This window comes from Ruegeria sp. YTSC004 (genome assembly GCF_059609805.1).
Genome location: NZ_JBXWMJ010000003.1, coordinates 200781 through 213544, shown reverse-complemented (window position 1 = coordinate 213544; position 12764 = coordinate 200781). Strand labels below are relative to the sequence as shown.

Sequence of the window (12764 nt, the reverse complement as noted above, 5' to 3'; positions counted from 1 at the left end):
GTGGACTATTATGGTTGAAGTGTATCGCGCGAAAAGGAAATGGCAAAAGCAATGAGCGGACAAAAACCTGTGACCCCCTCTCCGGACGGGCTGGCGGCCTCGGTCAAAGCGGCCAAAACCAGGGGTTTACCCCCTGTTCACCTGTGGAATCCTCCGTTTTGCGGCGATCTGGACATCCAGATCGCAAAAGATGGCTCTTGGACTTATTTAGGGTCGCCGATCAACAGGTTCGAGCTTGTGAAGCTTTTTTCCTCAATTCTTAAGAAAGAAGACGGGAAATACTACCTCGTGACTCCGGTGGAAAAGGTGGGAATCACTGTCGAGGATGCGCCCTTTGTGGCCGTGGATTTTGGCGCGACAGGCGACGGTCAGGCGCAAACACTGACATTTACGACCCGTGTTGGTGATACCGCGATAGCTGGCCCGGACCACCCGATCCGGATTGTCATCGATCCCGAAACAGACGAGCCGTCACCATATGTATTGGTTCGCGCAAATCTTGAGGCGCGCATAGATCGCAAAAGCTTTTATCGTCTTGTGGACATCGCAACGCACAAAGATGGCTGGTTTGGCGTCTGGTCCAGTGGGCAGTTTTTCCCGCTTATCCGGTCGGACAGCCTGACCGACTAGGCCGGTTTTGCGACCCGACGATCCTGTGCCAGAACAACAGCCATTGCCACGACCCCTGCACCCAGCGCTCGGGTCCAGTTCCACTCTTCGCCCAGCACCAGCATGATCAGCATCACGTAGAAGGGGGCGACATTGATGTGAAAGGACGTAAGCGCGACGCCCAGTTTGCCAATCGATGCGACAAACAGGATCTGGCTGAGCGCCATGGAAATCAGCGAATAGATCGCCAGCATCCCAATTTGACGCGTGTCGATAGAAATGGACGGCACGATATCCATGCCCAGATGATGTGCGCCGGCCATCAGGATGGTTGCCATGAAGAACCCGCCAACAAATGTGACCGCTGCGCGCCCGGTCTGGCTTAATTCGGGGAAATCTCGCGAGGTTGCCTGGCTACCCCAGCAAAACAGGGCTGTCGCTGCAACGGCACAGGCCGCGCCCAAACCCAACTGTGCCGGGGCTACCGCGCTGGTGGCGATCAATCCACCCACTACCGAGATCAGAACCCCAACAGCAAAATTCCACTTGAGTCGCCGAGTACCAGACGCAAGTTCCAGCAATGTCGCAATCAATGGCGCGCATGAGGCAATGATGGCCGTTGTGACCGGGTCCGTCAGTTTTTGCGCCACGATCAGCAGAAACATCCCCAGACCGATGCCAAACCCGCCGACAACAAACGCATGTCCCCAACGGGCGCGCAGAACCCGTTCCGGGCCATCTATCATGACCCAAATCGGGAGTAGAAACGCAACAGCCATGGCCATGCGCGCAACCAACAGCGCAACTGGCGGCCATGTCTGCAACAGCACCTCGGCCGCCGGAAACCCAGCCGCCCACGTCAGCATGGATGCCACTGCCAAGCCGTTGCCGGACAAGGCCGAATTTTGCCCGGCAGACGCAGAAAGGGCGTTCCCGCGCGCGGGGTTTGGGCTCATCGCCATAATGTTCGAACCTTTTGTTGGCACGGCGTTCTGAAATGATTCGCCGCGTTGCCCCGACCCTCGCTGATTCAGTCAGGCCGATCTGGTCGAATTTCGACAAACTGTCGTTTTCGGTCTCTTTCGTTAAAAACGCCTCGCGGATAAGATCAGCGCACCAGCTATCAAAAGGCTTCCGATGCCAAAATTCGCGGCCAATATCTCCCTGCTCTTTGCCGAGCTTCCCTACCTGGACCGGTTTCAGGCCGCCGCAGAGGCCGGGTTCATGGCGGTTGAAATTCTGTTTCCCTACGACCTGGCCGCCAAAGAGACACACCGCGCGTTGCTGGCCAACGGTTTGGATCTGGTGCTGATCAATGCGCCTCCACCCAATTACACCGGCGGCGATCCCGGTTATGCCGCTGTTCCCGGTGGTGAAGGCCGGTTCCAGTCGGATATCCGCCGCGTTTTGCGCTATGCTCAGGTTCTGCGCCCGGGGCTGATCCACATCATGTCAGGTTATTCCTCGGGACCGGACGCGTTTGAATGCATGGTGCACAACCTGCAATGGACGGCCGACCTTGCACCGCACCAACAATTTACGATTGAACCGCTCAACCCCGTGTCTCAGCCCGATTACTTCCTCAACGATTACAACCTGGCTGCTGACATCCTGGACCGTGTGGATCGCCCGAATGTCGGCCTGCAATACGACAGCTTTCACGCCCATATGATCCATGGAGATGCGCTGGCTGTTTGGGAACAGTTTCATCCAAGGGTCGTACATGCCCAGGTCGGAGCCGCCCCGGACCGCTCTGAACCGGGACGCGGTCCGACGGATTTCGCTCAGCTTTTTAACGCTATGACGGCGTCGGGATATTCCGGTTGGGTTAGCGCCGAATACACACCGTCAACATCCAGAACCGTGCACTCATTGGGCTGGATGTGACGCCAGATTCCCTATTCCGTCTGGCAATCAGGGGGAAAATATCTAAAACCGGGGCATCGCGACCTTAAGGATGCCCGAAATGATCCCTGCCCGCTTGGCCCACGCTGTATTCGGACTGATCATGTCCGGCCTCATGTCCTGTATCGTCACTGGCATCGCCACGGTCAAAGCTGTCGGTTTCGGACCGTCCACATTTGGTGACTGGATGGGTTCCTGGGCTTTTTGCTGGCCCATCGCCTTCGCCGTCATCCTAACCCTTGGACCAACAGTAAAACGTATGGTCGAGGGGTGGGTCAGACCGCAGGACTGACCCGCTGCAAAGAGGGCCCGCCGGGCCTGATGAGCAGCGCCGCCCGCTTGATGAATTTCTAGTGCGCCTCAGCCCAGTTGGCGCCTTGCCCGGCATCCACGCTCAGCTTCACATCCAGCTTCACAGCTGGATCAGATGCGCCTTCCATCACGTCGCGTGCGACATCGATCAAAGAGTCCACCGCATCCTCGGCGACTTCGAACAGCAATTCGTCATGCACCTGCAGCAGCATCTTGGCGGGCAGACCATTGATCGCATCTGGCATCCGCACCATCGCGCGCCGGATTACATCCGCCGCCGTTCCCTGAATCGGTGCATTGATCGCCGCCCGGCGCGAGAACCCCGCATGCGGCCCCTTGGCATTAATCTCGGGTGTATGAATTTTACGTCCGAACAAAGTCTGCACATAGCCATGCTCTTTGGCAAAGGCGACAGTGTCGTCCATATACTTGCGAATACCCGGGAAGCGTTCGAAATAACGGTCGATGAACCCCTGTGCCTCGGCCCGCGGAATGCGCAGATTGCGCGCCAGCCCAAAGCCTGAGATGCCGTAGATTACACCAAAGTTGATCGCCTTGGCCTGACGGCGGATATCCGGCGTCATCTCGTCCAGCGGCACATCGAACATCTCGGACGCGGTCATGGCGTGAATGTCCAGCCCGTCGGAAAACGCCTGTTTCAGAGCCGAAATATCGGCGATATGCGCCAGAATGCGCAGCTCGATCTGGCTGTAGTCGAGGCTGACCAGCACATTGCCTGGTTCGGCTATGAACGCCTCGCGAATGCGCCGACCCTCCTCGGTACGCACCGGAATGTTCTGCAGGTTCGGATCGGTCGAGGCCAGACGCCCCGTATTCGCCCCCGTGATGGAATAAGACGTATGCACCCGGCCCGTATCTGGATTGATATGGGTCTGCAGCGCATCGGTGTAGGTCGATTTCAGCTTGGACAGTTGCCGCCAGTCCAGTACTCGGCGTGGCAATTCATGCTCGGTCGCGAGGTCTTCGAGAATGTCAGCCCCGGTCGAGTATTTTCCGGTTTTCCCCTTCTTGCCGCCTTCCAGCCCCATCTTGTCGAACAGAATCTCACCAAGCTGGGCAGGAGAGCCAACATTGAAATTCTCGCCCGCCAATTCGTGGATATCAGCCTCTAACCCTGCCATTTTCTGGGCAAATGCGTTGGACATCCGGCTCAGAACATCGCGGTCGACCTTGATGCCGTGCATCTCCATCTCGGCCAGAACCGGCACCAGCGGACGTTCGAGCGTTTCATATACCGTTGTCACCTGCACCTGATGCAGTTGCGGTTTGAACAGCTTCCACAGGCGCAGAGTGATATCGGCATCTTCGGACGCATAGGCGGTCGCCTCATCAATCGGAACCTTGTCGAATGTGATCGCCGATTTACCCGAACCCAGCAGCGGTTTGATCGGGATCGGCGTGTGGTTCAAATAGCGTTCGGACAAGGTATCCATACCATGCCCATGCTCACCGCCATGCATCGCGTAGGACATCAGCATCGTGTCATCGATCGGCGCAACATTCACGCCATAGCGGGCGAAAATCTTGGCGTCGTATTTCATGTTCTGCCCGATCTTCAGGATCGACGGGTCTTCGAACATAGGTTTGAGCAGATTCAGGGCCTCATTGACGGGCATTTGCCCTTCGGCCAGCGCGTCTGAGCCGAACAGATCATCGGTGGCGCTTTCCCGGTGGATCAATGGGATATAACACGCCTCGCCCGGCTCAACCGACAGGGAGATGCCGACAAGATCAGCTATCATTTCATTTAGGCCGGTGGTTTCCGTATCCACGGCGATCCAGCCGCGCTCATACGCCTGATCTATCCATTTCTGCAGCGCACCCGCATCCCGCACACATTCGTATTTCGATGCATCAAAGGGGATGGCTTCGGCTTCGACTACCTCAGCAGCCGGCGCAGGCGCATCGGCAATCGCTGGCGCTTCGGCACCCAGCTTGTCCGCGATCCGCTTGGTGAGCGTGCGAAACTCCATATCTGCCAGAAAACCCAGCAAGGTGTCAGGTTCGGGATCTTTCACCTCAAGATCGTCCAGCGTGAAATCCAGCGGTGTGTTCTCGTCCAGTTGCACCAGTTTCTTCGACAGCTCGATCTGGTCGCGCTTTTCGATCAGGGTCTGGCGGCGCTTGGGCTGCTTAATTTCTTCGGCCCGGTCCAGCAACGTTTCCAGATCACCATATTCGTTGATCAGCAGGGCGGCCGTCTTGACCCCAATGCCTGGAGCCCCGGGAACGTTATCGACGCTGTCGCCCGCCAAAGCCTGCACATCAACCACGCGTTCAGGGCCGACACCGAATTTCTCAATCACGCCATCGCGGTCGATGCGCTTGTTCTTCATCGCATCCAGCATTTCGACACCGCCGCCAACCAGCTGCATCAGATCCTTGTCCGAGCTTACGATTGTCACACGCCCGCCCGCCTCACGCGCCTGCACTGCAAGGGTCGCGATGATGTCGTCGGCCTCGTACCCCTCCAACTCTTTGCAAGCGATGTTGAAAGCTTTCGTCGCTTCGCGTGTCAGGGGCATCTGCGGGCGCAGGTCCTCGGGCATCGCTTCGCGGTTGGCCTTGTAGAGGTCATACATATCGTTGCGGAACGTGTGCGAGCCTTTGTCGAAGATCACCGCCACATGGGTCGGTGCGTCCGGGCCGGCGTTCCCTTCAACATATTTCTGCAACATGTTGCAAAAGCCAGAAACTGCACCAATCGGCAGTCCGTCCGACTTTCGCGTTAGTGGCGGCAGCGCGTGGTAGGCCCTGAAAATAAAGGCCGATCCGTCAATCAGATGCAGGTGACACCCTTTTCCGAAATTGCTCATGCGCGCGCTCCGTTCTGGTTGGAAACGGTTCTGCCACAGGCCCGCGCGGGTGGCCAGCAAAGAAGGTGGTCAATCCACACAAGAGGCCGGAAAACTGTTCCGGAACGTCAACGCAGGCCGTCAATCACGCGACGCGGAATTCCTGCCCGGTTCTGTCCCAGATCAGCCCCACACGCTCGGCGATGCCGTTCATCTGCTTGTGCAGCGACCGGTTGTTCAACCTGCGGCTCAATGTACGCAATGGAATTAGATTGCGCTCTCCGTAACCATCGATCAACAGAAACATCCGGGTTTGATTGCGCAGCCCGTAGACAATGTTGGACTCGTGAATATCGCGGGCAACAATTTGAAGCTTAAACAGTTTTTTGGCAAAGCTGTTCAATTCATTCAGAACATCTTCACTCAGCGCTCCATCCTCGCACAGCTTCGCAAGGGGGTGTGCGAGCTGTCCGTCATCGGATTCGATCCGTTCCACAATTATCGCCGGGCCAATGTCGGTTTGCGCTATGCCAAAACATCGCGCCAAGGGCAGGTGCTCGATGTCGGTGCCGCTTTTCAACGCCGCCTTCATCTCACCCTCGATTTCCTTCAGCGCATTGCGAAAAACAGAATCGGGCAGAAGCCGCCGGATCAGCCGTTTTGAAAAAGATCGGTTGGGCCGTTTGCGCGGGCGCGTCACCTTTATCAATAAGTTCGATTGCCCTGGACAGGCATACACGTCTCGATGTCCGCCACTGGCAATCGGGTCCTGATCGGACACCCGCAAAAGCTGCACTGCAAAAAGCATCCGGCCCCCGAATTTATTGCGCGTCGTGCTCCGACAGTACGTATTTACAATCGCAATACGGGCACTCGACCCAGCCCGAATCTTCGGGGATCTGCAACCAAACGCGCGGATGGCCCAATGCGCCTTCGCCGCCGTCACAGGCAACACGTGCGGTTTCGACGATCTTGGTTTCCGGTGCATCAAGTGTCACGGCTGGCGATCCTTCATTGGTTGTCGGCCTCGCGGGCATGCATTAGGTGCGTTTATGAGCGATGAGCAAACCGGGGGCAAGGGTCTCATGACCGATGCGGCAATCAGGATCGATGGACTGCGCAAGACCTATCGGGGTGGCAAGAGCCAGCCCGAGAAACAGGCACTGAAGGGCATTGACCTGAGCATTCCACGGGGGTCGGTGTTTGGCCTGCTGGGTCCGAACGGGGCCGGTAAATCGACCCTGATCAACATTCTGGCCGGTCTGGTGGTGAAATCTGCGGGTACAGTGTCGATTTGGGGGTACGATCAGGACCGCAACCCGCGCCAGTCCCGCGCCGCGATTGGCGTGATGCCCCAAGAGCTGAACCTTGACCCGTTTTTCACCCCCCGCGGCGCGTTGGAGGTGCAGGCCGGTTTGTACGGCGTACCCAAGGCCCAACGCCGCAGCGATGAGATACTTGAACTGGTCGGTCTCAGCGACAAGGCCGAAGCCTATGCCCGCACGCTGTCGGGTGGCATGCGGCGGCGGTTGCTGCTGGCCAAGGCGCTGGTGCATCACCCCAAGATCCTGGTGCTGGATGAACCGACGGCAGGTGTGGATATCGAACTGCGCCAGATGCTCTGGACAAATGTGCGCAAGCTGAACGAACAGGGCATGACCATCATCCTGACCACCCATTACCTGGAAGAAGCGCAGGAAATGTGTGACGAGATTGCCATCATCAACCACGGTGAGAAAATCGCGCAGGACAGCACCGCCAACCTGCTGGGCCGAATGGACAGCCGTACCATGGTCATCGTGCCCGACAGCCCGGTCATCGATCTACCCGCAACCGAAGGGGTCGAGGCCGCCTTGCGCGACGATGGTAACCTTGTTCTGCAATATCGCAGCGCCCAAACCAACGCCGAGCAAGTTCTGGAATCCGTCCGCGCAGCCAATATCCGCATTCGCGATGTCCGCACTGAAGAGGCTGATCTAGAGGATGTGTTCCTCGCCTTGACGTCCAGCCGCACAGGGGACACCCCGGCGGTTGATCCGGATCAGCCGCACCGGGGGATGCATAGGGTCAAGCTTTAGTCTCGGTCGATTCGGGCCTGATAGCAGTTGTTTCGCGCAGATCGGACGTGGATATAGGCCACATCTGGTCGGGCAAAGATATCTCTGACTTTTGCACCGATCTGATCCGTGGGCGTGATCGCCCCGGTGCCATAGGCGATGCGGTCATCTGTGCCATAGCCCTTAATTAGGTAATCGGGCGACGAGGTCAGGATCTCGGGCAGGTCTTGCCCCTCGTATCGCTCACAGGGTGCAGCACACAGAAAGATTGGCCCGGTTTCCGCATATGGATGTGTCTCTAAAAATGGCCTGTGGGCCAAGATCAGCATTTCTTCGCCCTCGGGAATGTTCTGCAAACAATGGCGACACGGGTTACCGGCACCCGTTGAAACGGTCCGTTCTGGCGTTGCGCCATAGGAATCCGGGTGACCGGCCTGAAGGGCGCGTACGTCGTCGGTGGGCAATGCGGTGATTTTGAACATTTCAGGTCTCCTTTTTCCCGACATTGCCCATCGGACCAAACCCAATCGACCCGTTTCCTGCGCAAAGGACTCGAAAAAGAACAAAACGTGAATATAATACGGAATCGTCATGTATGCCGAGCTGTCGATCACGTCCAACTTCACCTTCCTCACCGGGGCCTCTCACCCCGAGGAGTATATGGAGCGTGCCGTCACCCTGGGCCTGCCCGCCATCGCCATCGCTGATGACAACTCGGTCGCTGGGATCGTCCGCGCCCATACGCAGGCGCGCGAGATCACCCGCAAGGTGCGCGAACGGCTGGAGTGGGAGGTGCAGAACACCTCCATAGGCCCACCCTGCCCCGATCACATCCCCAAACCGCCCTCGTACCCGATCCACGCGGTGCCCCGCCTGATACCGGCGGCACGGCTGATCTTTACCGACGCACCCACGGTTACCGCGCTGCCCCTGAACCGACAGGGCTGGGCCAATCTGTGCCGCATCCTCTCCAAGGGACGGCTGCGCGCCGAAAAGGGCAACTGCATCCTGCACCTGTCCGACCTTTTGGAGTTCTCAGACGGTCTCCACCTGCTGCTGTGGCCACAAACGGCCCGGTCTCCGGGCGGCGCGGGCGGCTGGCGGACACAAGCGCAACAGCTGACGCGCCGCTTTGCCGGGCGGATGCATCTGTTGATGCACCCCCGGTATGACGGCGCAGATGGCGTATATTTCTCTTTATTAGAGACTGAATCAAAGCAACTCGGCCTCCCCACACTCGCCAGCGCCACGCCGATGATGCATCACGGCACGCGCCGCAAACTGGGTGATGTGCTGACCGCCATCCGCCTGCGCCGCAAGGTCGATGAGTTGGGCCGCGAGGCGCTGGCCAATGGCGAACAACGCCTGCGGTCCGAGGCCGAGATGCTGCGCATCTTCAAAGGTTATGAGGGGGCCGTTGCCCGCGCGCATGAACTCAGCGAACAGCTCACATTCTCGCTGGACGAGCTGCGTTATGAGTACCCCAGCGAGGGCAGCGAGCAGGAAACCCCGACCCAACGCCTGCATCGTCTGGCGCATGAAGGGTTGCAATGGCGCTATCCGGCAGGCGCGTCCGAGAAGGCGAAAAAGATGCTGGCGCATGAGCTCGCCCTGATCGGCAAGCTGAAATACGAACCCTACTTTCTGACAGTCCGCGATATCGTTCATTTCGCCCGCTCGCGCGACATCCTCTGCCAGGGACGCGGCTCGGCGGCCAATTCGGTGGTCTGTTTCTGCCTCGGCATCACCGAGGTCAGCCCTGAGATGGGCACGATGGTCTTCGAACGCTTTGTCTCCGAGGCGCGGGATGAGCCCCCCGATATCGACGTCGATTTCGAACATGAGCGCCGCGAAGAGGTGATCCAGCACATCTATGACCGCTATGGCCGCCATCGCGCCGGCCTTTGCGCAACGGTCGTGCATTATCGCGGCAAACGCGCCATCCGCGAGGTTGGCCGCGCGATGGGCCTGACCGAAGATACGATCTCAGCGCTCTCATCTCAGCTTTGGGGCTTCTTCTCCGCTGCGGGGCTTGAGGCGGAACGGATGCGCGAGATTGGCCTCGACCCCGAAGATCGCCGTCTAAAACAGACTCTAATGCTGGTATATGAGATCGACGGGTTCCCCCGTCACCTGTCTCAGCATGTCGGCGGCTTCATCATCACCGAGGGGCGTCTGGACGAGCTTGTTCCTATCGAGAACGCCACGATGGAGGACCGCACGGTCATCTGCTGGGACAAGGACGATATCGACACGCTGGGCATCCTCAAGGTCGATGTCCTCAGCCTCGGGATGCTGACCTGCATTCGCAAGGCCTTTGATCTGATCGGTCAGCACCATCAGACCAGCTATACACTCGCCACCCTGCCGCCCGAGGACCCTGTCGTCTACGACATGCTGTGCAAGGCGGACTCGATTGGCGTGTTTCAGGTGGAATCACGTGCACAGATGAACTTCCTTCCCCGGATGCGGCCCCGCAATTTCTATGATCTGGTGATTGAGGTCGCCATCATCCGCCCCGGCCCCATTCAGGGCGACATGGTCCACCCTTATATCCGCCGCCGGAACGGAGAGGAGGAGGTCAGCTTCCCCTCGGACGAGTTGGGCGAGGTGCTGGGCAAAACGCTGGGCGTGCCGCTGTTTCAGGAACAGGCCATGCAGATCGCCATTGTCGGCGCAGGCTTTACCCCGGAACAGGCCGACCGGCTACGCCGGTCTCTGGCAACCTTCAAGAAGCACGGCAATGTCAGCGAATTCCGCGCGCTGTTCCTGCGCGGGATGAAACGCAACGGGTATGAACAGGACTTCGCCGAACGCTGTTTTTTCCAGATCGAAGGCTTCGGCTCTTACGGTTTCCCAGAAAGCCACGCGGCCAGCTTTGCGCTGCTGGTCTATGCCTCGGCCTGGATCAAATGCCATCATCCGGGGATATTCGCCTGCGCCCTGCTGAATTCGCAGCCAATGGGATTCTATGCCCCCGCCCAGATCGTCCGCGATGCGCGCGAGCATGAGGTTCAAGTGCGCCCGGTCTGCATCAATGCCAGCTTTTGGGACAATGTGATGGAACCTGACGGTCAGGGCGGGCTGGCGCTGCGGCTGGGCTTCCGCCAGATCAAGGGCCTCAGCGAGGAAGATGCCAGCTGGCTGACAGCCGCGCGCGGCAATGGCTACCATCAGGTCGACGATGTCTGGCGCCGTGCCGGTTTGGGACCATCGGTCATCGAACGGCTGGCCGAGGCGGATGCCTTCGCCGCCTGCGACCTGACACGGCGCGAGGCATTGTGGCAGGCCAAAGCGATCGCCACAGCCAAACCCCTGCCGCTGTTCTCGCAAGATCTGGAAGGGGAGGCGCTGGATGAACCCGAGGCCTACCTGCCGAAAATGACCTTGGGCGAGCAGGTGGTCGAGGACTACGTCGCCACCCGCCTCAGCCTACGGGCGCATCCCGTCGCCCTGCTGCGGCATATTCTGACACCGGACCCGCGCGACAAAACCACGCCTGTCGCATGACCGCAGAACGGGATATTGCCCCTGAACAGAGTCGAAATCGGACCATCCCAATGACCAGACCCACCCTGCCCCCACGCTTTCCCGCGACGCCAGATCAGATCAACGCTCAGGTCCGCGCCTTTTACGCCCGCGTGCGTGAGGATGCGACACTGGGACCGGTCTTCAACAAACATGTCCACGACTGGCCCGCCCATGAGGAAAAGATCGCCGCCTTCTGGCGCAACGCGATTTTGTTCGAGCGCAGTTATGACGGCAATCCGCAGCGGGTTCATATTGAACGTCCCGACGTAAAGCCCGAGTTCTTCGCCCATTGGCTGGACCTGTTCGAAGAGGTCGCAACCCAGACGCTGCCCTCTGAAACCGCAACACCGTGGGTCGCGCTGGCGCGCCGCATTGGTGTGGGAATGAAGGCCGGTGTTCAGTCCGCTCGCCAACCCAAGGACGCTCCCCCGATCCTGCGATGATCTCGCGGCATAGCAGCCATGCAATGTTAGCGGTAAATTAAGGACTATGCGCGCAGCCAAAATGGGTTTACTCAAAGGCAAGCCACCCGCAACATACGCGGTGTGATGGCACAGTCACAACACCGAGACATCACCCGGGGCCACAAAGATGAGCACTCAGAACTCCACCCTCCGGGGACTCGGCTATGCGTTTTTGGGCTTTGCGGTCTTTGCCAGCCATGACGCGCTGATCAAGGCGCTCGGCGGCGTCTACTCGGTGATGCAGATCATCTTTTTTGCCACGCTGTTTTCCTTTGTGCCCATGGCCGTCACGATTCTGACCGACCGGACAACCGGGAACTTCCTGCCCCGCCACCCATGGCTGGTGCTGCTGCGGTCAGGCTTGATGGTCACCGCAATGTCCTGCGCGTTTTACTCCTTTTCCGTATTGCCGCTGGCCGAGGTTTATTCGCTGCTATTTTCCTTCCCGCTGATCGTGACAGTCCTATCGATCCCCATTCTCGGCGAAGTGGTCCGCGCCCAGCGTTGGGCCGCCGTGGGCGTGGGCTTGATCGGCGTTCTGATTGTCCTGCGTCCAGGCGCAACGGATATCACGCTGGGCCATCTGGCCGCCCTGATGGCTGCCTTTTGCAGCGCCTTTGCATCCGTGCTGGTACGCAAGATCGGAAATGAAGAACGTTCGGCGGTGCTGATCCTGTACCCCATGCTGTTGGCAATCGCCGTGATGAGCCTTGCACAACCCGTTGTCTATCAACCGCCATCCTTGCTGCATCTGGCGATGATGGCATTGGTAGGCGTATTCTCGGTCATCGCCCAGCACCTGATCATTCTGGCCTATCGCGCGGCACCCGCCGGAGTTATTGCCCCCAGCCAGTATAGCCAGATCATCTGGGCTACGATCTTTGGCATGGTCTTCTTTGGTGAACGCCCGGATATCTGGGTTGCGGTGGGCGCCAGCATCATCATCGCATCCGGCGTCTATGTGGTCTGGCGCGAAAGCCGGATCAACACCACCTCGGCCAACACCCCGGTTCTGCGCGTGCGATCACCTCGGTCAGATACCGGGGCAACGCGGCCGGGGGAATAAGAAA

Annotated in this window: 12 protein-coding genes; 7 read left to right on the top strand and 5 right to left on the bottom strand. The window is 58.9% G+C overall.

Annotated features, from left to right (window positions below):
- Nucleotides 1-51 precede the first annotated feature (51 nt).
- Nucleotides 52-630, top strand: a complete 579-nt coding sequence (locus AC2FFP_RS08025) for a DUF1285 domain-containing protein (protein WP_496765661.1) — start codon at nucleotides 52-54, stop codon at nucleotides 628-630.
- On the opposite strand, the gene AC2FFP_RS08020 is transcribed toward AC2FFP_RS08025, so the two are convergent.
- The gene (locus AC2FFP_RS08020) at nucleotides 627-1571 is read right to left on the bottom strand and encodes a DMT family transporter (RefSeq protein ID WP_496880883.1); all 945 of its coding nucleotides are present in this window, start codon (nucleotides 1569-1571) and stop codon (nucleotides 627-629) included. The two genes, AC2FFP_RS08025 and AC2FFP_RS08020, sit on opposite strands and share 4 nt — an antisense overlap.
- Before the next feature lie 175 nt (nucleotides 1572-1746).
- Between AC2FFP_RS08020 and AC2FFP_RS08015 the strand changes: the two genes are divergently transcribed.
- Nucleotides 1747-2496, top strand: coding sequence for a hydroxypyruvate isomerase family protein (locus tag AC2FFP_RS08015; RefSeq protein WP_496726452.1), 750 nt, complete (start codon nucleotides 1747-1749; stop codon nucleotides 2494-2496).
- A gap of 79 nt (nucleotides 2497-2575) precedes the next feature.
- Nucleotides 2576-2806, top strand: coding sequence for a DUF2798 domain-containing protein (locus tag AC2FFP_RS08010; RefSeq protein WP_082637211.1), 231 nt, complete (start codon nucleotides 2576-2578; stop codon nucleotides 2804-2806).
- Nucleotides 2807-2864: 58 nt separating this feature from the next.
- Here AC2FFP_RS08010 and polA read toward each other — a convergent pair whose 3' ends face one another.
- The 3 genes from polA to AC2FFP_RS07995 form a co-directional block, all read right to left on the bottom strand.
- Nucleotides 2865-5663: a DNA polymerase I gene (gene polA, locus AC2FFP_RS08005; RefSeq protein WP_496765664.1), complete on the bottom strand. Its 2799-nt coding sequence runs from the start codon at nucleotides 5661-5663 to the stop codon at nucleotides 2865-2867.
- A gap of 124 nt (nucleotides 5664-5787) precedes the next feature.
- A complete protein-coding gene (locus AC2FFP_RS08000) occupies nucleotides 5788-6450 on the bottom strand; it encodes a YrbL family protein (RefSeq protein WP_496880882.1) in 663 nt (220 codons plus the stop codon).
- A 13-nt stretch (nucleotides 6451-6463) separates the two neighbouring features.
- Nucleotides 6464-6640, bottom strand: a complete 177-nt coding sequence (locus AC2FFP_RS07995) for a zinc-finger domain-containing protein (protein ID WP_496765668.1) — start codon at nucleotides 6638-6640, stop codon at nucleotides 6464-6466.
- Nucleotides 6641-6727: 87 nt separating this feature from the next.
- Between AC2FFP_RS07995 and AC2FFP_RS07990 the strand changes: the two genes are divergently transcribed.
- On the top strand, nucleotides 6728-7720 hold the full coding sequence (locus tag AC2FFP_RS07990) for an ABC transporter ATP-binding protein (RefSeq protein ID WP_496766091.1): 993 nt from the start codon (nucleotides 6728-6730) through the stop codon (nucleotides 7718-7720).
- On the opposite strand, the gene AC2FFP_RS07985 is transcribed toward AC2FFP_RS07990, so the two are convergent.
- Entirely contained in the window at nucleotides 7717-8181 is a 465-nt protein-coding gene (locus AC2FFP_RS07985) for a DUF1203 domain-containing protein (RefSeq protein ID WP_496765670.1), read from the bottom strand. The genes AC2FFP_RS07990 and AC2FFP_RS07985 overlap by 4 nt on opposite strands.
- 109 nt (nucleotides 8182-8290) lie before the next feature.
- Here AC2FFP_RS07985 and AC2FFP_RS07980 point away from each other — a divergent pair, with 109 nt between their 5' ends.
- The 3 genes from AC2FFP_RS07980 (at nucleotide 8291) to AC2FFP_RS07970 (ending at nucleotide 12760) form a co-directional block, all read left to right on the top strand.
- A complete protein-coding gene (locus AC2FFP_RS07980) occupies nucleotides 8291-11209 on the top strand; it encodes an error-prone DNA polymerase (RefSeq protein WP_496880881.1) in 2919 nt (972 codons plus the stop codon).
- A 50-nt stretch (nucleotides 11210-11259) separates the two neighbouring features.
- The gene (locus tag AC2FFP_RS07975) at nucleotides 11260-11673 is read left to right on the top strand and encodes a group III truncated hemoglobin (RefSeq protein ID WP_496844921.1); all 414 of its coding nucleotides are present in this window, start codon (nucleotides 11260-11262) and stop codon (nucleotides 11671-11673) included.
- 148 nt (nucleotides 11674-11821) lie between these two features.
- Complete coding sequence (locus AC2FFP_RS07970) at nucleotides 11822-12760, top strand: DMT family transporter (RefSeq protein ID WP_496765680.1); 939 nt, start codon at nucleotides 11822-11824, stop codon at nucleotides 12758-12760.
- Nucleotides 12761-12764: the final 4 nt, after the last annotated feature.

Bases quoted from the DNA above. Each gene is read 5' to 3' on its own strand.
- AC2FFP_RS07975 (WP_496844921.1), top strand. From the start codon at position 11,260: ATGACCAGACCCACCCTGCCCCCACGCTTTCCCGCGACGCCAGATCAG.
- polA (WP_496765664.1), bottom strand. From the start codon at position 5,663: ATGAGCAATTTCGGAAAAGGGTGTCACCTGCATCTGATTGACGGATCG.
- AC2FFP_RS08000 (WP_496880882.1), bottom strand. From the start codon at position 6,450: ATGCTTTTTGCAGTGCAGCTTTTGCGGGTGTCCGATCAGGACCCGATT.
- AC2FFP_RS08010 (WP_082637211.1), top strand. From the start codon at position 2,576: ATGATCCCTGCCCGCTTGGCCCACGCTGTATTCGGACTGATCATGTCC.
- AC2FFP_RS08025 (WP_496765661.1), top strand. From the start codon at position 52: ATGAGCGGACAAAAACCTGTGACCCCCTCTCCGGACGGGCTGGCGGCC.
- AC2FFP_RS07990 (WP_496766091.1), top strand. From the start codon at position 6,728: ATGACCGATGCGGCAATCAGGATCGATGGACTGCGCAAGACCTATCGG.
- AC2FFP_RS08015 (WP_496726452.1), top strand. From the start codon at position 1,747: ATGCCAAAATTCGCGGCCAATATCTCCCTGCTCTTTGCCGAGCTTCCC.
- AC2FFP_RS07980 (WP_496880881.1), top strand. From the start codon at position 8,291: ATGTATGCCGAGCTGTCGATCACGTCCAACTTCACCTTCCTCACCGGG.
- AC2FFP_RS07970 (WP_496765680.1), top strand. From the start codon at position 11,822: ATGAGCACTCAGAACTCCACCCTCCGGGGACTCGGCTATGCGTTTTTG.
- AC2FFP_RS08020 (WP_496880883.1), bottom strand. From the start codon at position 1,571: ATGGCGATGAGCCCAAACCCCGCGCGCGGGAACGCCCTTTCTGCGTCT.
- AC2FFP_RS07985 (WP_496765670.1), bottom strand. From the start codon at position 8,181: ATGTTCAAAATCACCGCATTGCCCACCGACGACGTACGCGCCCTTCAG.